Origin of the sequence: Elizabethkingia sp. YR214 (assembly GCF_003058195.1) — a bacterium.
Classification (GTDB): domain Bacteria; phylum Bacteroidota; class Bacteroidia; order Flavobacteriales; family Weeksellaceae; genus Elizabethkingia.
In genome coordinates this window covers 246,103-269,050 of the sequence record NZ_QBUH01000002.1, presented here as the reverse complement: position 1 = coordinate 269,050, position 22,948 = coordinate 246,103, and the positions used below count along the sequence as shown (strand labels likewise).

Here is a 22,948-nt window from a genome sequence, read left to right as displayed (position 1 = left end):
CCTACTCATTTTTTTAATAACTTTGTCATTTCATTACAGAAGAAAAGATATTCCTTTTCTAAAAAATGCTTTTATACAAAACTGGCGTTTTATCATCTTCATAGAATCGGCATTCATTTATCTGTTTTTACTTCTTGGGAATATACACTATAAATCCGATATATTGGGCTTAGCTGGATTATTTCTGATTACAAGCTTTTCATTTTTTTATCAAAAGACAAAAATTAATGTTACTTCTAATTGGGATTTTATTCCCAATGAGCTTTTTGAATGGAAATGTTTACTGAGAAAAAATACAGTTACAGCTATTCTCGCCTATCTTGTTATTATAGCATCCTCTTATCATATTTCAACATTAATTTTCTGTGGATTGTTTGCGTTGGATTTATTCCCGAGGTTATATTCTGATAATGAAAATAAAGAAATGCTGGAAATGTATTTCAGAAAATATACTCTGAAAGATAAGATCCGTAAGAATATGAAATTATTCAATCTCTTATTTCTGCCTGTTTATATAGGCTTTTTAATTCTGAATAGAGAAAACAGTTTATTGTTACTGTGTTATATTCTTTTTATGAATTTATTTCTTGTATTGGCATTAACCAGAAAGTATAAAGTTTATCATTATAAGGAGAAAACTAATTATTTTGATATGGGAATACATTTATCCTACTTTATATATACTATAACTATTATCCCTGCCATTGTAATTATTATCGATAACATTAAATCTGCAAAAGAAAATATCAGCAAATATGTTGGAAATTAAAAATCTGAATGTAAGTTTTAAAGCTCAGAATGTTCTTAACAACCTTAGCCTGAATATAGAGGAAGGCATTGTTATCGGTATTCTCGGAAAGAACGGAGCCGGAAAAACGACCTTGTTCGAATCCCTGTATCAAAATGTGAAATACAGTGGAACTATCAACTGGCACAACGAATCTTTAAAAAGGGAAAATATATCTTATCTGGAAACCGAGAACTATTTCTATCCGTACATTACCGGAAAAGAATACCTTGGCTATTTTTCTAAAGACAAAGAATCAAAATACAATATGTTGACCGACAAATTTGGACTTCCATTAGAAAAATTTGCACAGGACTATTCCAGCGGAATGAAAAAGAAATTAGCCCTTATAGGGATGCTATTATTGGACAAGCCTGTTAATATACTGGATGAACCATTTAATGGTGTTGACTTTGAAGGTGTACATGTTTTGTACGACATTATCCAGGATCTAAAATCTGAAAACAAAGCTGTTCTTGTAAGTTCTCATATCATAGAAACCTTATTTCATACCTGTGACAAAATCGCCATACTACAAAATGGGAGTATTAACAGAGTTATTGACAAAGCTGATTATCATCAGCTACACAATTTCAAGTTTTAAGAAAAGGATTATTGGTTTTGCTCTTCTGCTTCTTCCATTAATTTAATGTAAGTAGCATAACGGGATTCCAGGATTTCTTCATGCTCTAATGCATCTAAAACGGCACATTTTGGTTCGTTTATATGTAAACAGTTATTAAATTTGCAATTTTCGGAAATGCTAAATATTTCCGGGAAATAATGTTGGATTTCTTCTTTCTCAACATCAATCATTGCAAATTCGCGAACTCCGGGAGTATCAATTACCTGACCGCCAAAAGGCCAGAAATGCATCTGGGCAAATGTAGTCGTGTGTTTTCCTTTTAGGTGAATATCAGATATATCTCCCGTCTTTAGATTTACTTCAGGGTTTAAAGCATTTACTAAAGTAGATTTACCACTTCCTGAGTGTCCGAAGAATACTGACGTTTTATCTTTTAGAATATCTCTGAGACCTACCATATTCAGTTCGGATACAGAAGAAACAAAAAGAGAATCATAGCCTATAGACTGGTATACAGTAGCTATATCTTCAGCATATTCCAGTTCTTCCTGGTCTAGCAAATCAGCTTTATTGAAAAGAATTAAAGGCTTTATATCATAAGCCTCACAACATACCAGAAAACGGTCTAAAAAACCTAAAGAAGTTTCCGGCATTTTCAGCGTGAAAAGGATGCAGCCAATATCAATATTGGAAGCTATAATGTGAGCTTCTTTAGACAGGTTTACAGCTTTACGGATCAGATAGTTCTTTCGTGGTTCTATCTTTGTAATCCATGCAATGTCATCCTGTTCCAGCGAGAACTCAACAAAATCCCCGACTGCCAAAGGATTGGTCAGTCGGGTTTTTATTAATTTAAATTTGCCTCTGATACGGGCTTCATAAATTTTTCCGGATTCTTGATCTAAAACCTGATACCAGCTTCCGGTAGATTTTATGATAATACCCCTCATAAGCAATAATTATTTATTAATCATAATGTTATTCTGAACATCAATAGATTCTTCGTGAATAGCGTTGAATACTTTCTCGATAAATTCTCTTGACATTCCCGTTTCATCAGCTTTTTGCGCTGCATATTCAGCAATAACTTTCCATCTGTCCGGTTGGAAGATCGCAATGTTATTTTCTTTTTTCAATGTACCGATTTTCTCAGATACCTTCATTCTTTGATTAAGAAGGCTGATTAACTGGAAGTCGATATCGCTGATTAATGTTCTGTGTTTCCCCATTTCATCTTCGTATCCGGAGATATCCTGATTTCTTGTTTTCAGGTTAGACAGTAATTCAGCTAAAACTTCCGGAGTAATTTGCTGTGCAGCATCACTCCATGCTTCATCCGGATTCGGGTGAGTTTCGATCATAAGACCTTCATAGCCACAGTTTAGAGCTTCCTGAGAGATAGCAGCTAAACCTGTTCTGTTTCCACAGATGTGAGAAGGGTCTACAATCATTGGAATATTTGGGAATTGCTTTTTGAAGTCAAGTGCAATTGTCCAGTTTGGAACGTTACGGTATTTAGTTTTCTGGTAATTAGAGAAACCTCTGTGGATTACACCAAGGTTTTTAACATCTTGTCCTAATAATCTCTCCATTGCCCCGATCCATAAAGCAAGATCCGGGTTAACTGGGTTTTTAACAAGTACAGGTTTGTTTGTACCTCTTAGTGCCTGAGCAATTTCCTGAACTGTAAAAGGGTTTACAGTAGAACGTGCTCCGATCCATAAGATATCTACATCAGCTTCTAATGCTGCAAATACGTGATTTGCATTAGCTACCTCAGTTGCTGTTTTAAAACCGTACTCTTCTTTAACTTTTTTCAGCCAGTTAAGACCAATAACCCCTACTCCTTCAAAACCATTTGGCTTTGTACGAGGTTTCCAGATTCCTGCACGAAATACAGAAACATTGGCGTTGCTCTCTTTAATTCTTCTGGCTGCTTCCAGCATTTGTGACTCGCTTTCCGCGCTACATGGTCCCGCAACTACTAGCGGTGATCCTAGTTCTGATATCCAATCAGACTTTACTTCGTTTAGATTCATATTTAATTTGAGAATTTAGGAAAAATCAAACTTCATTAAATCGTCCAGCTCCTTAAGAAATGGATTCTTTTCTGCAAATTTATCAAATAATTTTCGTTTGGTAATGATTTCTTTTTGCAAAGTTTCATCCTCCACGTATTTACTTTTAATATGAAAATTATTGACTTTCCGCTGAAATACAGATAAAAAATCTTTTCTTACGGTCTCAAACTCGGATTTAGCAGCTTCAGAAGGTACTTTTATAAGAATTTTATTTTCATCCTTCTTCTGTAATTTACAGACTTTTATGGCTGAAAACTTCACCGGATCATCATCTTGTAGATTATCTAGGAACTGCTTCCATTCATGCAATAAATCTACTTCAGAAAAATGATTTGCAGGTAAATTATCTTTTACTTCTACCTTTTCCGTCTTTACTTCCTCTTTTTTATTCAACCATCCGGTAATGCTAAAAGAAGAAATATCTTCCAATGGTTTTACTTCTTTGGGTTTGTTTGGATTATCTAATAAAGATGGAATAGCCGTTGTTTCCGTAGAAACCGGTTTCTGATTCTGAGTAACCTGAGTTTGTTCCTGATTCGCTTTAGCTACAGCTTTTAAAAGCGGTGCTAAGATTCTAAACTTTTTTTTTTAGTGGCATCACTTACGGAAAGTGAAGCTAATTGCATAAGAGCGATTTCAACAGTGAGACGTTGATTTTTAGAATTCTTATAGTTAATATCTGCCTGATTGCAGATTTCCAAAGCATCGATAAGTTCCTGTGCTGTCCATTTCTGACTTTGCTCTACATATTTAGCTTTTGTTTTCTCTCCTACTTCTATAAGATTAATTGTATTAGGGTTCTGAGCCATCATCAGATCACGGAAGTGGCTTCCCAGTCCTCCGATAAAAATATGTGGATCAAATCCTTTATTTACAATCTCATTCAGTTTGGATAGAATTCCTGGAATATCATTAGATTTTGCAAAATCTGCAATTTGCAGATAGTAATCGTAATCTAATATATTCAGTGTTTCTGCCGCCTTGGCAAGCGTTATATTTCTTTGCGTAAAGGTTGTAAGGCGGTCGAAAATGGAAAGAGCATCACGTAAAGCACCATCTGCCTTTTGGGCTACCAGAAACAGAGCATCGTCTTCATACTGAATACCTTCTTTGTCTGCTATCTTGCGTAGATGATTCTGGATATCTTCTATCTGAATTCTTTTAAAATCATAAATCTGACATCTTGATAAAATCGTCGGTATTATCTTATGCTTTTCGGTAGTTGCCAAGATAAAAATAGCATGTGCAGGCGGTTCTTCCAATGTTTTAAGAAAAGCATTAAATGCTGCAGTAGACAGCATGTGCACCTCGTCGATAATATATACTTTATATTTTCCAACCTGAGGGGCAAAACGAACCTGATCAATCAGTTCCCGGATATCGTCTACAGAATTATTTGATGCTGCATCTAATTCATAAATATTAAATGCAAATCCTGTATCATCCGAAGCTCCTGATTTTTCATTAATTTTTCTGGCAAGGATACGTGCACATGTAGTTTTACCTACACCACGCGGCCCGCAGAAAAGAAGTGCCTGTGCTAACTGATTGTTATCTATAGCATGCTCCAGAGTATCTGTAATGTGGGATTGCCCAACAACGGTATCAAATTCTAATGGGCGATATTTACGTGCAGATACTATAAAGTTTTCCATACCTCAAAAATAAAAAAAAGCTAGACGAAATCAAAAGTTTTTCAGAATTCTTTGATTCTAATTTTTCCTTTGTTAATATTATTTTATACTGTTAAACAAAAAAAGCGCCTCTAAGTAAATAGAAGCGCTTTTATCTTTTTTATTATCTTAAGATTATTCTCCGTAATGTTGGTTATAATCTTTTATAGATGCTTCTATAACTTTTTTTGCGTGCTCAGCCCCATATACGTCATCAATTCTTACTACGGCTGGTTCAGTCGGTAAGTTTTTATACGAAAGGAAATAATGCTTCAAACGGTTAACTTCAGCTATCGGAAGGTCGGAGATATCTCTCATATGACCATAAACCTGGTCATCTACTAATACAGCGATGATTTTATCATCAGCTTCTCCTTTATCAATCATTTTAAAGCCACCGATTGGAATAGCTTCTAAAATCATACCTCCACCATTGATGTTGTGGCTACTTAGAACACAAATATCCAATGGATCGTGATCTCCTTCTTTAACGTCTACAGAACCATTAGCAACAGCCAAATCCTTTACAGCATCCTCACAGTAAGTCTGTGGAACGAAACCATATAAAGCAGGGATGATATTAGAAAACTTCTGTGGTCTGTCTACTTTCAGGTAACCAGTTTCTTTATCTACTTCATATTTAATAGTATCAGAAGGTACGATCTCTACGAAAACATTTACAATTTCCGGAGCTTTCTCTCCAACACTGATACCATGCCAAGGATGGGCTTTGAATTTAGGGTTCATATAATTGTTTATATTTTAAGTTTTACAATTGCTCCGTAATATGAAATTAACAATTTCGAATACGAAAACAGGGTGCAAAATTACAAATTATTTGAAATAAATGGTTTTAAATTTTCAATTTTTAAATTAATTTTATCTGCAGCCACCTTTAGAAGCCTACCTGATGAAGTATACCTTTATAATTTTGTGATTTTTTATTTCATAAACTGCAGTAGCCTCAACATTCGTATTACTCCTTATTCCGGATACACTTTCTCTGTCTATTACTATATGTCCCTGGACAATTCTTCCCTTAAGTTCGCAATGCAAGTTTGGCAATTTTGTAAACATCTCGGTATAAGATTTTCTCATCACATCTTTTCCCTTACTTATCAAAGTATTTGGAAAAGTATAAATCTCAACATCATCAGAATATGGTTCAAGAAAAGCTTCAATATTTCTGGCATTATACGCATTGAGCTGTTGCTGTACCAACAATTCAGGGGTTATAGAAACCAAGTTTTCAGGATCTAGTACATTACCATTTTTGAAAACCTTATTTATAGCAGTAAGATTTTCAATAGATTTTGTCGGATCTTCATTCAACAGAATCATATCTGCAATTTTACCTTTTGTAATGCTTCCGGACACCATTTCTTTATCCAATATTCTAGTAGGACTAATGGTTGCAGATTGCAATACCTGCCATATTGATAGTCCACTCTCCTGCATTGATTTTAACTCATTTTGAAAAGATGAAGCATGTTGTGTTCCGATATTTCCAGCATCAGTTCCAGCAGCAATGACAACGCCTCCATCAATTAATTTTTTCAGATTGACCTTACGGATCGAATCTGTACGAGATATACGGGTCTTCATCTGCGGCTGATCAAATCTTTGTTTAAGCGTAGGAATTACTGCATTAGATAAATGCTTTATGTCATATATTGAGCCGATTGCCTCTGGATCTGAATTCTTTAAGTCATATGTATTATAATTAATCTTCTGTCCAAACGTATTATAATAATTATCCATAACTGTGAGAGTAGGTGATAAAATAACTTTTCCTGACTTCAGTAACTGAACAAAACTATCGGAAACAATTTCATCCTCTATATTGTGTACCAGAAAATCACAACCATTTTGTACAGCTATTTGCGCCGCAATCCTTTCCGTAGCATGTACAGCAACCTTTAATTTGTTCTTATGAGCTTCCTGAATAATTTCTTTAATCAACGGTTCATATTTTCTGGCTTCTGCTTCAACTCCTTCTTTTCCTAAAGAAACAATGTACCATATTTTTATAAAATCTGGACGATATGGTAACTGCTCGTTGATTGCTTTTTTAGCATCTTCAATTGTTGATACCAACCTGAAAGGTTCATCATTCTTAAGCCCTATAAATACCTGAGGCTCGTATGTAGTAAGCAAAGGCCCTGTCATATAAACTGATGGCAATAGTTTATTTCCAGAAAGTGAATCTCTTAATTTTAAAAAATTATAAGTTGATCCCACATCTATAACATTTGTTATACCAGCCATTAAATACCTCTTCAATAGAGCTTCCATATTTTGATGCCCCATCTCTATCTCCCTATTGTAAGGAACATATTTTCTAAGATCTAAGGCATCTGGTCTTGTATAAAGCCCTCCACTTTGAAAAAAATGTACGTGAGCATCCGTCATACCGGGCATTAGGTATTTCCCTGTGCCATCTATAATTATAGCATTAGAAGGAAATGTTTTTTTTCTGGCTGATTGTACATCAGCAATAACGTCTTTGTTAATAACAACTGTTTGTGCCGGCACTAATTTTTTATTGACAACATCAACAATTGTCACATTCTTGATAAATGTCTGAGAATATATGCTGACAGAACATAATCCTACAGCAAAAAATATAGACTGAAGTTTTTTCATAATTCCTGATTTGGTGTAAAACAAAGTTAATTGAAGTAATTCAATTTTTCAGGAAACTTTTTCCATGAAAAAAAAATTATTAATTAATGTTTAAAGAATACCCTCATCGCTGAAACTAAAAAAAGAATCCTGAGAAATAATAAGATGATCTAAAAGTTTTATATTCAAAAGTTCTCCGCCATTTTTAAGACTTTCTGTAATCTGTATATCCTGTCGGCTTGGTTTTAAATTTCCGGACGGATGATTGTGTGCAACGACAATGGCTGTTGCAAGATGATCTAAGGCAATACTAAATAATATTCTGGCGTCTACAATAGATTGGTCGATACCACCATGGGTAAGTTTCTCTTTATGAATAATCGTATTACTCTGATTAAGAAACAGACACCAGAATTCTTCATGATGCAGATCTCCTAAATACGGATGTAATATATTGAAAGCATCTTTACTATTGCTTATTACAGGATTTTTAGAAACTTCCTGCAAGGCTTTTCTTCTCCCTATTTCCAGAGCAGCTACAATGGTTATTGCTTTCACCTCTCCTATTCCTTTATACTTCATCAGATCTTTAACCGTAAGCAAACTCAACTGATGCCAATTGTTGTTTACCGATCGTAATATTCTTCTTCCTAGTTCTATTACGCTTTCCCCTATATTACCAGATCCTATAATAATAGCTAGCAAATCTGCATCCGAAAGAGCCTCTTTGCCTTTCAGTAAAAATTTTTCACGGGGCCGATCATCTTCAGCAAGGGATTTCACTTTCATATTTAATATCCTGTTGCTGTTAAATATAAGAAATAAAATTAATATATTAAACTATAATATTAAAATAATACACTAAAATACGCAAGTTAATTTAAATAGTAAACACCCAAGAAACAATCGACTTACTTTTATATATGAAGTAAGCTTTTCATCAGAACAAGCATAGCAACCATAATAGCAATGGCGATTAACATAAGTATTTTATCTTTATTGGAATATGTCACTCCAGTTTGTATTCCGGAGAACATGTTTTTAATCAGAGCAAATACGCGCTGTTTATTTATATAAAGAATAATAAAAATACTGAGCTGAAAAAATATAGCGCTACCCAATGCTAATATCTCGTAGAAGTAATCCTGAAGGATGATATTGAAAAGAAGAATTGATAAAAGAATTCCCCCAAAGATTCTTGTTCTGTAAAACAGTAAACAAACTGCCCCTAATATTTCGAAAAAACCAATGATTAAAGGATAGGCCACAGTATAACCATAGAATGCCCACATAATTTGATGTCCGGACATTTCGGAAACTTTTCCATTATAATTTTTTACAGTATCAAACTGAATATATTTCGCAGCACCATATGTTGCCATATAAAACGAAACAAATATTACAAGACCCCATTCTGTAGCTTTAATCAGTATTTTTTTATCCATAGGCCTAATCGTATATATACAAAACGATATTCTTTTCTGAAGAATCTATATACCTTTCTAAGATACTAAAAAAAGAAGGTGAAACCATCGGACAACCTAAACTAAGTACAATAGGATTTGTAGTTTCATTATCTGGAACTTTTGAATACTTATGCAGCACAATAGCACGGCTAAAAGCATTACTATTTGTATTATCCAGGCCAATGAGCCTGTATGCTTTGCCAAAGTCTCCGCTATAGCTATTCTTTATCATATATTTACCAACTGAGGAACAATAGGAACCATCGGTATTGCTAAACTTAAGCTTTCCATTCGCTTTACCACTCTCAGACCCTGAACCATGGGCAACCAAACCTTTCTCAAGAATTTTTCCTGATTTTAAATCAATGACAAAAAATCTGTATTTATTGGAAGTAATGGAGAAATCTACAAAAAAGGCAATTTTTTCATTGTAGCCATTTTCTGAAGCAAATTTTCTTACCTCTTCTACTCTATTGTTCGGCGAACTGCTGAATGCGGATTTATTAAAGCCAATATTTGATGCCAGTGCGATGGCTATAACTCCAAAAAGACAAAGAAATAAATATTTCTTCATTTCTAGAATCCATCCACAATCTGGCCATCCTTCATCACCAATTTACGGTCAGTACTTTCAGCAAGTCCCTGGTTATGGGTTACAATAACGAATGTCTGGTTGTATTTATCTCTAAGATCAAAGAATAGCTGATGAAGGCTGTCTGCATTTTTAGAATCCAGGTTTCCTGTAGGCTCATCTGCAAAGATGATTTTCGGATCATTAATTAGTGCTCTTGCCACGGCAACACGCTGCGCTTCTCCTCCGGAAAGTTCTTTTGGCTTATGATGGATTCTGTGTGCGATTTTAAGTTCATCAAAAAGTTCGTGTGCTTTTTCCAAGGCATTTGGATTTGGCTTGTCCGAAATTCTTACCGGCAATAGTACATTTTCCAATGCTGTAAATTCAGGCAGAAGTTGATGAAACTGGAATACGAAACCTATATTTCTGTTACGGAATCTTGATAGTTCTTTATCTGACATTTCCAGAAAAGATTTACCATTCAGTAATATTTCAGTATCATTAGCAGAGGTATTAGATGGTGAATCTAATGTACCCAAAATTTGTAATAAAGTAGATTTACCTGCACCAGATTCTCCCACAATAGAGACAATTTCTGCATCCGGAATTTCGATATTCACTCCTTTTAATACATCTAATGAACCGTAAGATTTATATATATTTTTCGCTTTAATCATCATTCGTCAAAAATACTAATTAGTTGTGAGTTATAAAGTATGAATTTGTATAGTTATATATAAATTTTCAAATGAAGTTAAAGGGAGTAAAAAGTTTTTCATCCACCCTTTTTCCAGGTTTCTGATTTGCTCGGTGACAGCAATGTTTACAGTTACTATATTTATTATAAACTGAATAATATAAAAATGGCCGGAAGAAATTTCGGCCATTTATTTAGATATTTATCTGTTATCTTTAAAAGTTTACTGAATTCAGATCCTTATCTACAAGGATTCCTTGTTGTGATTTTAGATTAAATTTCAGGTTCTTTTTCGCTTTGAATTTAATGATAAACAGATTATTGCTGCCATTAAGGGCTTCCTGCTTTCCTAGATTAACAAAGGTAGGATACAATACTTTCTCTCTGTTGGAATGCAACCTGTCATTTGTAAGGTTCTCCATTTTCTTGGTATCTAGCGTCTGGATTCCTACGAATTCATAATCCTGAGCATTATAAGGCAATGCAAAACTTAGTGCATTTACAGATTTCAGATTAGTTCCTTTTACAGTCACTTCAATGATTTCGTCTTTGTTATAATTCTGCTTAGGTGTTGTTATTTCCAATTTCCCGGCTACCTTTTCAATCTTTGCTTCATCTACACCACCATCTAATTGTGTTGCAACAACAGATATATCGTAGGCATCAATAAGGCTATTCTTATTAACATCACCATTACTTACATAACCTTCGAAATCTGCATCTCCTTTTCTTAATCCGGTATAGTTGGTATAAGAAGTAAGGTCATTTCGGTCAATTAGCTTATCATTGTTAATATCCCCCGGTAAATAGCTTTCTGTTCCCGGTACTTTGAATACATATAACTCACGGCCTGTTCCATAATCCCCTACAGCCTGCTCCACAGAAATCTTCACATATCTTGCAGTCGGATGAGATGCAAAGCTAAATTCTTTAGGATCGAAATCATCTTTCCATTCAAAAGTTCCTGCATCAGTCCAGGTTTGTTTATCCATACTGTAAGAAACTTTGCCTTTCTTAATCAGTCCGTTTCGACCATCATTACGTGGCAATAACTGGAATTTATCTAACTGATTAATCGATTTAAGATCTACAACAAGATCGAAAGGAACGGCTTTTACTCTATATTTTGTATGCCACATATTTCCTTCTTCCTCATCGAATAATTTATAAACTTCAAAGCCTTCCTGTGCATCTACAGATGTTGTTCCGGATATTCCTTTAATAGCAAATTCTAAAGGATTAGATTTTGTTTTGGCAGCAAGCGAAGTCCAGTCAGAAGCTCCATCTTTATTTACTGCTCTTACTTTGAATGTATAATCAGTTTCGGCAGTCAGACCTTCAAACAGAAGTTCGGTATCTTTTATTGTAGAATATTTCAGTCCGTTGAAGTCTATTTCGTAGTAATCTGCATTCGGAACTTTATCCCAAGTAGGTTTTACAGTATAAGCCTCCAGATTTTTGTCTGTAATCTGTACATTCTTTGGAGCTGTAAGTGCACCTGATGTTATTTTCAGATGATTTTTAGGCTCAAATTTATAACCTTCAAGTTCTAAAGATACTTTTTGAGTTGTGATATTTGCTTTAGCTGTTTTTACCCAAACCTGTGGATTTTTTATAATCTGAACTTTCTCAAATTCAGTTCCTTTGGTTGAGAATCTGTTGAAGTTAGGTTTTTCGTTGTAATAGTATACATTTTCCTGCGCCTCAAACTCTGTTAATGAAGCAACCTCCTTAAGTTTAACCTTTTTATTCCCAACTTTAGCTATAATGTTTCCTGGCTTTGCAGTAACACTGATTCTAAATTCAGTAGCTTTATCTTTTGTCTGTCCATCAAAATTTCCTTTTGCAGGAAGTACAGTTACAACAGCTTTATCTTTAATCAGATTAGATTCAATAATTGTTGATGCTCCTTTGCCAGCTTTGTACTGCTCGGATATTCCATCGTCATCATATTCTGTAAATGAAATTTTACCGAAAGGATATACTTCATAAATACGAAGATTTTTATTGATTTCTGATACATTATTATTCGGATTAGCCAACGGAATGATTGCTCCACGTTTTACAAACACAGGAAGCTTCCAGATTGGGCTATCAATGTTATTAATAATCTGCCCGCCATCATATTGCTCTCCGGTAAGGTAATCTACCCATTGTCCTTTTGGCAGGTAAATTCCGTTACGTATATCATTTCCTTTATCGTCGGTTTTGGTTTCCTGATAAATAGGAGCAACGAGGAATGCTGGTCCATACATAAACTGGTACTGAGTCAGTTTCCCCTGAGTATATGCATTTTGCTCTTCCAGGAACATTGCTCTGATCATTGGTAAGCCGTTTACTGCTTCTTTCGCAATACTATAAGAATATGGAAGAAGCTCTGACTTTAATTTCAGATAATTACGGTTAATGGAAGTTGCTGTTTCTCCTAAAGCATGCGGATACTTCTCATTAGAACCCCAGCCATCCATATTCAGCTGCATTGGTGTGAATGCTTTCCATTGGAAATCTCTGGTATTAATAATAGGCTTCTTGCCTCCGAAAATACCATCCATATCAGATGTAATATTTGGTTGTCCGGATAATCCAGATCCTATATAAGTCGGAATATGGAAACGGATATATTCCCAAACACCACCAGTCTGATCTCCTGACCAGATTCCTGCATAGCGCTGGGTTCCTGCCCAACCATCTAATGATATAATAAATGGTCTGGCATCATTACCATATTTAGGCATAATATTACCCACGTCTGAAACACCATTTAGTCCAAACGAGTAACCATCTCCTACCCAAGCTACATCGGTCTTCAGAACACGTACTCCGGCATCTCTTACTTCTTTAATAATATCCCTTTGTAACAATGCACTTATTCCTTCTTTCGGATGAAGATCGGATTGCGTCCACAGACCTATTTCAACACCATTTTTACGGGCATAATCTCCAAAATCTTTCAGGTTCTTAATGTTACCATCCAGAGTTTCTGTTTGCCCGTAGCCTGCACCATAACCATCATTAGGCAATACCCATCCTAATGGCATATCGTTATTTTTGTAGCGGTCTACAACAGCGCGTGCAGAGAACTGATAATTGTTTTTTTCACCGTTCAAAGATTCTTTGGTACCACCATTTTCTTTCTGGCTTTCTTTATAACGTTTTCCGTCTTCGAAAAGAATTCCTTTCTCATCCTCCTTCCAGTAATCTCTGTTATAAGCATTAAGGTGTCCTTCATAGAAACCAAACTTTGGTAATAAAACCGGATTACCTGTAAGCTGATAGAAATCGTTAAGCAAAGCAACCGGACCATCGTTTACCATAAGGAATAAGTCCAGATAATTATCTTCATGAGACAGAGAAACTTTACCTTTCTCTTTTGCTCCGAAATCGTATTTTCCTTTCTTGAAGGTATACCACATCATTCCATAGCCTTTAGATGACCAATAGAAAGGCGTTGGAGAAGCTACTCCACCATCTGTCCAGCTGTTCTGATTTTCAATAGCAATAGCTTTTCCTTTATGAGAAAAACGTCCGTTCTGAACACCACCACCATAGAAATATTCCTGTGGATTTTCCTTTAGTGTAAAACTTGTTTTGTTTTTCTCAAAGCTTAATGGTTCTGCCTCTTCAACAACAACAGCTTTTGTCTGCAGATTGATAAGCTTAAAAAGAGAAGTGTTCTTATCGAAAACGACCTGTACTTTGTCTGTTGTAATACTCAGCTGATTATTATCCTGAGCAATATTAAGCTTGGTTACAGCTTTTCTTGGATTGTTGACTAATATTTTAGCCTCAGGCTTTGCCTCTGGATCATGCATTCCTTTTCCACTGTTGTCCTGGAATAATCGGAAGATATTGTCCCCATAGAAATCCAGTAAAGCTTTTTGTTGGTTCGAGAATGTAATCTCGATGGTTGTAGCATTAATTTTTTTAGCATCTACTATTTTCAGTTGTTGCTGAGCAACATTCTCTACTTTAGCAGCAACAGTTTGTTGTGCCTGTACATAGTTTGTTAGAAATGTTGAGGAAGCAAATGCGAATAATACTCCGGCAGTAGGTTTAATACCCCAGAATTTTCTCTTCATAATATTTAAATTTTCCTGGTTAATAAGAATCTTACAAATTTAACAAGCATAATTGTATTTAAGGCATTATATGTATAAAAATATTACCAATGTATACGAAAAAAGCCCTCCTCAATGAAGAAGAAGGCTTTTTTCTATTATTTTGTTGAACTTTTATACCAATAAGCTTAATGGATTCTCAAGGTAAGTTCTTAAAGTTTGTAAGAACTGAGCCCCTGTAGCACCATCAACCACCCTGTGGTCACAAGCTAATGAAAGCTTCATCGTATTACCAACTACAATCTGACCATCTTTAACAACAGGCTTCTCGACGATAGCACCTACTGAAAGAATAGCAGCATTTGGTTGGTTGATAATACTTGTGAATGTTTCGATACCGAACATTCCAAGGTTAGAAATAGAGAAAGTACTTCCCTCCATTTCGTTTGCTTTAAGACCTTTGTTTTTAGCTCTTGCAGCCATATCTTTTACTGAAGCAGAAATCTCAGAGTAAGTCATATGGTCTGTATTTTTCAATACGGGAACAACTAATCCGTCTGGAATCGCTACAGCAACACCGATATTGATGTTTCCACGGTGGATGATCTTGTCACCTGCCCATGAGCTGTTTACTTGTGGATGTTTTCTTAAAGCAAAAGCAGTAGCTTTAATGATCATATCGTTGAAAGATACCTTAGTATCTGGCAAGCTGTTGATCTCTTTTCTTGCTGCAATAGCTTTATCCATAGTAATTTCCACCATCAGGTAGTAGTGAGGTGCCGTGAATTTACTTTCAGAAAGTCTTTTCGCGATTACGTTACGAACCTGAGAGTTTGGAGTTTCAGTATCTTCACCAGCTACAAAGTTAACTACGGCTTTAGCCGGAGCTGCTGTTGCAGTTGTAGCAGCCTGTGCAGAAGGTTGATAGTTCTCAACGTCTTTCTTTACGATTCTACCACCATCACCTGAACCTTTTACAGCTGAAATGTCGATTCCTTTATCTGAAGCAATTTTACGTGCTAATGGAGAAATTGCTACTCTGTCACCTGTAGATGAAGCTACAACAGCTTCTTCTTTTGGCTGAGTTGCAACTGGCTTTTCAGATACTGCCGGAGCTGCATCAGATTTAGCTGCCGGTTTTCCTGAAGTTAATCCGGAAACATCTGTTCCTGCAGGGCCAATAATTGCTAAAACAGTGTCAACTAATGCTGCACCAGATTCAGCTACTCCTTGATATAGTAATGTTCCGTTGAATTCAGATTCGAAATCCTGTACCGCTTTATCAGTTTCAATTTCTGCTAGAATATCTCCTTCTTTTACTGCATCACCTACATTCTTGTGCCATTTAGCAACTTTCCCTTCTGTCATTGTATCAGAAAGACGAGGCATTGTGATAACTTCCACACCAGCAGGTACTTCTGCTGAAGCAGTAGGCTCAGCTGCTGCAGGTTCTGCCACAGCCTGTGCAGGTGCTTCTTCTTTTGCAGGTGTACCACCGATTAATGCTGAAATATCTTCACCTTCTTTACCAATAATACATAAAACAGTATCTACAGGAGCTTGACCACCTTCAGCAACACCCTGATAAAGTAATGTTCCGTTGATTTCAGATTCAAAGTCCTGTACCGCTTTATCAGTTTCGATTTCAGCAAGAAGATCTCCTTCTTTAACCGTATCACCTACATTTTTATGCCATTTTGAAACCTTACCTTCCGTCATAGTATCCGAAAGACGCGGCATTGTGATTACTTCTGCCATAATTTTCTTTATTTAAAATTTGAAATTTGAGAATTGAGATTAAAAATACTTTATACTCAAATTCTAAATTAATATCGTTATTAGTTTTCTAGTTTATCAATGAATGGATAGTCTGGCTCTGAGTATACAAAGTCATAAACCTGAGATAAATCTGGATATGCAGAGTTTTCCATAAATTCTACACACTCTTCAACAAATTCTTTAGACTTTTCGTCGATAGCTTCTAATTCAGTCTCAGTGGCCCAGTTGTTTTCAAGAATTCTGCTCTTCACTAACTCGATAGGGTCTTCATTCTTCATCATCCCTACTTCTTCTTTAGTTCTGTATGGCTCAGCATCAGACATAGAGTGACCTCTGTAACGGTAAGTTCTAGCTTCTAAGAATGTTGGTCCTTCTCCTCTTCTTGCTCTTTCAATAGCTTCGAAAGCAGCTTCTGCAACTTTTTCAGGATCCATTGCATCTACAGGCATACAAGGCATTTCGTATCCTAAACCTAATTTGTAGATATCCTCGTGGTTTGAAGTTCTTTTTACAGAAGTACCCATTGCATATTGGTTGTTCTCCACAACAAATACTACCGGAAGTTTCCAGTTCATTGCCATGTTGAAAGTCTCATGAAGAGATCCCTGACGTGCAGCACCATCTCCGAAGAAACAGATGTTTACCCCTCCAGTTTTGAAATATTTATCTCCAAAAGCGATACCTGCTCCTAATGGAATCTGGCCACCTACAATACCGTGACCTCCGTAAAAACGGTGCTCTTTGCTGAAAATGTGCATAGAACCACCCATACCATGTGAAGTACCGGTAACTTTACCACATAATTCCGCCATAATTCTTTTAGGATCAACCCCCATTGCCATTGGATGGATATGACATCTGTAAGCAGTAATCATACTGTCTTTGGTTAAATCCATTGCATGTGTAAAACCTGCAGGGATTGCCTCCTGACCATTGTAAAGGTGTAAGAAACCTCTGATTTTCTGTTTCAAATAAAGAGAACGACACTTATCTTCGAAGCGTCTCCACATCGTCATATCCTCGTACCATTTCAGGTAGACTTCTTTAGAAAATTCTTTCATGTGTAACTATTGTTATTTATTTAATAATCACAAATAACCATTAAGGTTTTATGATTATTGAATCGAGAGCACAAAAATACTAAAAAACTTCTTTATTTTCTGCATAAGATTATGAAGTCTGATTATATTTCTGTGAACAGATTCTAAAATTGTTTTATTATTAATCTCTGCTTTCTAAATGTTTTTGCCACTGCCATGTTGTTCTCAGTGCTTCTGTAAGACTGGTATCAGCCTTCCAGCCTAGCTCTTCCTCTGCTTTTGAAGCATTTGCATAAGCTATTGTAATATCACCGTCACGACGTGGTTTAAACTCATATTTTACTTCTACATCATTAGCTGTTTCAAAACTTTTGACAACTTCTAATACGGATGATCCTTTACCTGTTCCAAGATTATAAACATCTACAACGGTATCGGTATCTGCAGCGATTAGCTTTTTAAGAGAAGCAACGTGTGCTTTTGCCAAGTCCACTACATAGATATAATCACGAACAGCTGTTCCGTCTGGTGTCGGATAATCGTTTCCGAAAATACTTAAATACTCACGTACACCTGCTGCTGTCTGGCTAACATAAGGGATAAGATTGTTTGGAATACCAAGAGGCAACTCCCCAATCAAGGCACTTGGATGAGCTCCAATAGGATTGAAATATCTTAGTAAACTTACCTTCTTATGATGGGCAATAGCGAAATCTTTGATAATCTCCTCTCCCATCTGCTTGGTTTTCCCATAAGAAGATTCAGGTAATTTCAGTTCTGTTTCTTCATTAATTGGCATTTCATCTGCTTGCCCATATACGGTACATGATGAGCTGAAAATAAAGTTAGAAATATTTTTTTCTTTAAATTCCTGAAGAATATTAATCAGAGAAAAAAGATTATTTTCGTAGTAATCAACTGGTTTTTCCTGACTTTCTCCTACCGCTTTATAGGCTGCAAAATGAATGCATCCTTCAATTTTATGAGCTTCTAAAACCTGAGTTAATAGCTCTCTTCTTTTTAAATCGAAAGGATAGAATGTTGGTCTTACTCCTGTAATCTTCTCAATACCATCCAGAACTCTTTTCTCGGTATTGGAAAGATCATCGATAATCACAACATCAAAGTTGTTCTGAATAAGTTCTACTACTGTATGTGAACCTATATACCCCAGTCCTCCTGTTACTAATATTGCCATAGTTATAGTTTTGGTTTTTATTTCATGAATTCTAAAACAGCATCGGTAATATACTTCAACTGTTCTTCATCTAATTCGGTATGCATTGGTAAAGAAATGACCTGATCTAATAACTTATCAGTATTTACAAAATCTGCATCATCACTTTCCTGGAAGTAAGCTTTTTGCTTTCTTAAAGCTACCGGATAATAGATCATAGCAGGGATTTCTTTAGAAGTTAAAAACTCCTGAAGTTCATTTCTCTTACCATTTAGGATTCTTAATGTATACTGGTGGAAAACGTGTGTAGAATCTGTTGCTCTCTCCGGAACTAAGATGTCCGGGTGATTTGCGAATGCATTATCATAATAAGCCGCAGCTTCATTTCTTGCCTTTGCATATTCATCAAGAAGTCTTAGCTTTATTCTAAGAACTGCAGCTTGTACACTGTCTAAACGGGAATTAACTCCTACCTCATCATGATAATATCTGCGGTACATTCCATGGTTTACAATACCGCGGATTTTATACTCCAATTCATCATCATTAGTAAATATAGCACCACCGTCTCCGTAACATCCTAGATTTTTTGACGGGAAGAAAGATGTAGTTCCTAAGGTACCCATCGTTCCTGATTTCCTTTTAGTTCCGTCCGAGAATGTATAATCCGCACCAATAGCTTGTGCATTGTCTTCTATTACATAAAGATTGTGCTCTTTAGCTATTTTTAGTATTTCTTCCATATTGGAACATTGTCCAAATATGTGAACAGGAATAATAGCTTTAGTTTTTGGTGTGATCGCAGCTTTTAGCTTCTCAATATCTATTGTAAACGTATTATAATCTACATCTACTAAAACTGACTTTAGCTTTAATAAATGAATCACCTCTACCGTAGCGGCAAAGGTGAAATCTGCTGTTATTACTTCGTCTCCTTCCTGAAGGTCTAATGCCATTAAAGCGATTTGCAAAGCATCGGTACCGTTGGCACAAGGAATAACGTGTTTTACGTCAAGGTAGTTTTGTAGTTCTGTCGTGAATTCTTTTACTTCTGGTCCGTTGATAAAGGCTGCTGATTCCATTACCTTTAACACTGCTGCATCTGCTTCGTTTTTTATTTTTTGATATTGACCTTGCAGGTCAACCATCTGTATTTTTTTCATGTAAGACTATTATCGTACAAATTTATTATTTTATTTTCAGAACCTGTTATAAAAATGAGTTATATCATTCATTCACCACAACTATTACCAGAAAAGCTTTACAGACTTTTATCTCTTTAGTAAATCTGTTCAGAAATGGACAATCAGTGTACGAAAATGAACACTCTTATATTCAAATAAAAACCGCAATAAACTGATTATCAGCAAATAATAAAATCATTTATTTTTTGGTATTCTTTTAACATTAGTATTGGTAAGAAAAACTAATCACTAAACATTGAATTTTATATTTATAGGAATTTAATTAAAAAACTTTTATAACTAATATTTTAGTTATAATATTGTATACCTAAAACATTAGGTAAATAACTGATATGAAAAAACTAATTACACTAGCTGCAGCATTAACCGGATTACTGATTACAGCACAGGAAACGAAAACTGCAAAAGATACTTTACAACAAAGTAAAGAGATACAGGAGGTAATCCTTAAATCACAACGCAAAAAACAATTTGTAGACAAAGCTGTATATACATTTAGTGAAGAAGCTTTAAAAAGAGCCCGTTACGCAAATGATCTTTTAAAAACATTGCCCGAACTTCAATTCGATCCTATTTCCAATTCTGTTGCAAGCATAAAAGGGGGCAAAATATTATTATTAATTAATGGCGTCGAGGCCACCGATATGCAGGTACGTACGGTAAAGCCTGAAGATGTAATAAAAGTAGAATATTATGACAATCCACCAACCCGATGGGCTTTGCGTGCTGATACAGTTGTCAATATCCTTACAAGAAATCCGGAAACAGGTTATGTGTTTGGATTAGAAGCAAGCTCAGCTCTTAACACGGGATTTGTGAACGGATCGGCTTATGCCAACTATACCAAAGGACGAAATAATCTGGGAATGGATTATACCTTTAACCTAAGAGATTATGACAACCGACAATTTAGAAACACATATGATTATATGCTAAACGGCAGCCATTATAGCTCAGAAGAAAACAGAAAGGACCACTTTGGATACACAACCCAAGGAATTACCCTACGTTATAACAATATTCTAACCGGGAATTACGCTTTCCAGGCAAAACTAAATCTTGACATTTTAACAAGCTTCTCAAAAGCTAACGGATTTAATACCTTTACAAAAGACTCGTCAACCGAAGAACACGGAACTTTAAGAAATACCTCTTCGGATTATAACAAACCTACTATAGATTTATATTTCTCTAAGAACCTGGGCAAAAAAGATGAGTTAAGCATTAATTTCGTTGGATCTAAATACACCACTAATTCTGCTGAATTATCAAAAGAATGGATTCTGACTAACAATCAGAGTGTATTTGACAATGATATGAACCTTAAAGCAAAGCAAACCAGCCTTGTTGGAGAAGTAGCGCATTCACATGATTTCAGCTTCGGAAAGTTAAGTTCTGGTTATAGAATTTCCAACAATGCAATATCCAATGATTTGCAAAACCTACAAGGCTCCTCTTATTATGAAGTAAATTATCTGGAACAATATTTTTATACAGAATTTTCAGGGAAGAAAAATAAACTGATGTACCGGATTGGCTTAGGCTTAACGAATATCCACAATCAGAGTGCAGAAATAACAAATGATGAATGGACTATTACTCCGAAATTAATTCTGGGTTATCAGTTAACCAAAAATCAGAGTTTAAGATTTACAAGTAGCTACGTTCCTAAGAGCCCATCAAGTTCTGCTTTAAGTAGCAATGTAGTACAGGTGGTTCCAAATATTATAAGAAGCGGAAATCCTTATCTGAAAACTCAACGTTCATGGGGTAACAATCTTGTTTATTCTGTAAATAATAAGTATTTCGATATCAATGCAAATTTATTTTTCTGGCACAGAGATCGTGCCATTAACCAGATGTATGTTGCAGATCCAACCTCTGGAGGCTATAATCTGACCTATGAAAACGCGCAATACTCTCAGCAATACGGAATGCAATTAACCGGTTCGGTAAAGCCTTTTGGAAATAATCTACTCGTAGTGAAAGTTGTTTTCTCACCGGCATCAGAACGATTCAAGACCAGTTCCGGAGCTGTAATTAAAAATGATTATATAGGAAACTATTTTGTAATTTCTTCAGAATATAAGTCTTTCAATATCCAGTACCAATATACAATTCCATATTATACACTGAGCGGTGCGTTTTTGAATACCAATGAGAATGCCAACCATATTTTTGTTAATTATAAACATAAAAACTGGAGCTTCAGTACCGGAATGTACTGGTGGGGAATGCCTTCGGAATACAAATCTAAAACTTTACCAGAGAGCCTTGTAAGTTATACTGGGCACACACAAATTTTCAATAACAAATCCATGTTTATTCTAGGTATTGGTTATGACTTTGCAAAAGGAAGAAAAAATGAAATCCAGAAAAAACTAAATAACGATACAGCACCGCCTGCAACATTCTAAAACTAACATAAATATATTCTGCTATGAACAAATTAATCTATATTCTCATCAGTATTTTGGCAACATTATTTGCTTTTAAAATTTATGCTGCCGAAAGAACTGCTCAGTACAGAGATGTGGAGCTTGCCGGAATTGTTGTTGATTCTCAAAGTCTATCGCCGCTGGAAAAAGTCACAATTCTGGATAACAACAATAACAAAATTGGAGAAACCGATACCAATGGATACTTCAAAGTAAAATTTGCAGTAAATAAAACCGGAGAAGTTGTTTTTAAAATAAAACTTGAAAAAAGCGGATACCAAAGCTTTACACAAAATGACCATTGGGGAAATTTAGCCAATCCTTCAGGGAACTTCTGCTTTGGAATGAAAAAAAACAATACAAAAGGTGAAGCTTTCTCTAAAATACTAGGCAGAAATTTGACATATGCCTACGCAAAAGACAGCGTAGAGAAGATAAAAGAAAACAGAAAAGCAGATGATATTGTTAACTCTGCTAAAAAAGGGAATGATAATCTTATTTTAACTATTGGTGGTGAGAAATACCTGGTAACCAATTTCAATTATTTTAAACTGGAATCTAAGGACAAGTACATTATGGTTAATGATGTTATCCAACCTATCGAAGGTCTGAATAATACGCTTAAACGAAGTAATATTAAAAACCTTAGCCGTCTTGGTGGCAAGGAAGCACAATTCGACCTTACTACATTTTAAACTTACATTCAATTCATACTAATTCTTTAGTAGGATACCCCTCGTAATGAGGGGTATCTCCATTTAA

The 22,948-nt window shown here is 35.4% G+C and carries 19 protein-coding genes; 4 read left to right on the top strand and 15 right to left on the bottom strand.

The features are described from left to right. Window positions 1-22 precede the first annotated feature (22 nt). Together C8J95_RS04320 and C8J95_RS04315 are read left to right on the top strand one after the other, a co-directional pair. Complete coding sequence (locus C8J95_RS04320; RefSeq protein WP_255412714.1) at window positions 23-769, top strand: hypothetical protein; 747 nt, start codon at window positions 23-25, stop codon at window positions 767-769. Next, window positions 756-1,391, top strand: coding sequence for an ATP-binding cassette domain-containing protein (locus tag C8J95_RS04315; RefSeq protein ID WP_107808903.1), 636 nt, complete (start codon window positions 756-758; stop codon window positions 1,389-1,391). Before C8J95_RS04320 ends, C8J95_RS04315 begins: the two co-directional genes overlap by 14 nt. Window positions 1,392-1,399: 8 nt before the next feature. On the opposite strand, the gene rsgA is transcribed toward C8J95_RS04315, so the two are convergent. The 15 genes from rsgA to C8J95_RS04235 all read right to left on the bottom strand — a co-directional run bounded on the left by rsgA (window position 1,400) and on the right by C8J95_RS04235 (window position 19,706). Continuing rightward, entirely contained in the window at window positions 1,400-2,323 is a 924-nt protein-coding gene (rsgA, locus tag C8J95_RS04310) for a ribosome small subunit-dependent GTPase A (RefSeq protein WP_107808902.1), read from the bottom strand. A 9-nt stretch (window positions 2,324-2,332) separates the two neighbouring features. After that, the gene (locus C8J95_RS04305; RefSeq protein WP_034867312.1) at window positions 2,333-3,412 is read right to left on the bottom strand and encodes a chorismate mutase; all 1,080 of its coding nucleotides are present in this window, start codon (window positions 3,410-3,412) and stop codon (window positions 2,333-2,335) included. A 15-nt stretch (window positions 3,413-3,427) separates the two neighbouring features. After that, complete coding sequence (locus C8J95_RS04300) at window positions 3,428-3,883, bottom strand: hypothetical protein (protein WP_255412713.1); 456 nt, start codon at window positions 3,881-3,883, stop codon at window positions 3,428-3,430. A gap of 137 nt (window positions 3,884-4,020) precedes the next feature. Next, a complete protein-coding gene (gene dnaX, locus C8J95_RS04295; protein WP_009094735.1) occupies window positions 4,021-5,109 on the bottom strand; it encodes a DNA polymerase III subunit gamma/tau in 1,089 nt (362 codons plus the stop codon). Window positions 5,110-5,262: 153 nt separating this feature from the next. Next, window positions 5,263-5,874, bottom strand: coding sequence for an inorganic pyrophosphatase (locus C8J95_RS04290; RefSeq protein ID WP_107808901.1), 612 nt, complete (start codon window positions 5,872-5,874; stop codon window positions 5,263-5,265). Window positions 5,875-6,030: 156 nt separating this feature from the next. After that, window positions 6,031-7,773, bottom strand: a complete 1,743-nt coding sequence (locus tag C8J95_RS04285; RefSeq protein WP_107808900.1) for an amidohydrolase family protein — start codon at window positions 7,771-7,773, stop codon at window positions 6,031-6,033. A gap of 90 nt (window positions 7,774-7,863) precedes the next feature. Continuing rightward, window positions 7,864-8,541: a DNA repair protein RadC gene (gene radC / locus C8J95_RS04280; protein ID WP_107808899.1), complete on the bottom strand. Its 678-nt coding sequence runs from the start codon at window positions 8,539-8,541 to the stop codon at window positions 7,864-7,866. Window positions 8,542-8,669: 128 nt separating this feature from the next. Further along, entirely contained in the window at window positions 8,670-9,197 is a 528-nt protein-coding gene (locus C8J95_RS04275) for a hypothetical protein (RefSeq protein WP_107808898.1), read from the bottom strand. Window positions 9,198-9,201: 4 nt separating this feature from the next. After that, window positions 9,202-9,792 (bottom strand): murein L,D-transpeptidase catalytic domain-containing protein, encoded by a 591-nt coding sequence (locus tag C8J95_RS04270; protein WP_107808897.1) that lies wholly within the window; start codon window positions 9,790-9,792, stop codon window positions 9,202-9,204. Between the two features lie 2 nt (window positions 9,793-9,794). Beyond that, window positions 9,795-10,469, bottom strand: a complete 675-nt coding sequence (locus tag C8J95_RS04265) for an ABC transporter ATP-binding protein (RefSeq protein WP_107809026.1) — start codon at window positions 10,467-10,469, stop codon at window positions 9,795-9,797. A gap of 235 nt (window positions 10,470-10,704) precedes the next feature. Continuing rightward, window positions 10,705-14,568 (bottom strand): TIM-barrel domain-containing protein, encoded by a 3,864-nt coding sequence (locus C8J95_RS04255; RefSeq protein ID WP_107808895.1) that lies wholly within the window; start codon window positions 14,566-14,568, stop codon window positions 10,705-10,707. Window positions 14,569-14,721: 153 nt separating this feature from the next. After that, on the bottom strand, window positions 14,722-16,305 hold the full coding sequence (locus C8J95_RS04250; RefSeq protein ID WP_107808894.1) for a 2-oxo acid dehydrogenase subunit E2: 1,584 nt from the start codon (window positions 16,303-16,305) through the stop codon (window positions 14,722-14,724). An 80-nt stretch (window positions 16,306-16,385) separates the two neighbouring features. After that, the gene (gene pdhA / locus C8J95_RS04245; RefSeq protein WP_059324350.1) at window positions 16,386-17,387 is read right to left on the bottom strand and encodes a pyruvate dehydrogenase (acetyl-transferring) E1 component subunit alpha; all 1,002 of its coding nucleotides are present in this window, start codon (window positions 17,385-17,387) and stop codon (window positions 16,386-16,388) included. 160 nt (window positions 17,388-17,547) lie between these two features. Beyond that, window positions 17,548-18,564 (bottom strand): UDP-glucose 4-epimerase GalE, encoded by a 1,017-nt coding sequence (gene galE / locus C8J95_RS04240; RefSeq protein WP_107808893.1) that lies wholly within the window; start codon window positions 18,562-18,564, stop codon window positions 17,548-17,550. Between the two features lie 17 nt (window positions 18,565-18,581). After that, complete coding sequence (locus C8J95_RS04235; RefSeq protein WP_107808892.1) at window positions 18,582-19,706, bottom strand: DegT/DnrJ/EryC1/StrS aminotransferase family protein; 1,125 nt, start codon at window positions 19,704-19,706, stop codon at window positions 18,582-18,584. Between the two features lie 374 nt (window positions 19,707-20,080). Between C8J95_RS04235 and C8J95_RS04230 the strand changes: the two genes are divergently transcribed. Both C8J95_RS04230 and C8J95_RS04225 read left to right on the top strand, forming a co-directional pair. Then, window positions 20,081-22,165, top strand: a complete 2,085-nt coding sequence (locus C8J95_RS04230) for an outer membrane beta-barrel protein (RefSeq protein ID WP_107808891.1) — start codon at window positions 20,081-20,083, stop codon at window positions 22,163-22,165. Between the two features lie 23 nt (window positions 22,166-22,188). Further along, window positions 22,189-22,881 carry a hypothetical protein gene (locus C8J95_RS04225; protein ID WP_107808890.1) on the top strand — a complete coding sequence of 231 codons (693 nt, stop codon included), beginning with the start codon at window positions 22,189-22,191 and terminating at the stop codon, window positions 22,879-22,881. Window positions 22,882-22,948: the final 67 nt, after the last annotated feature.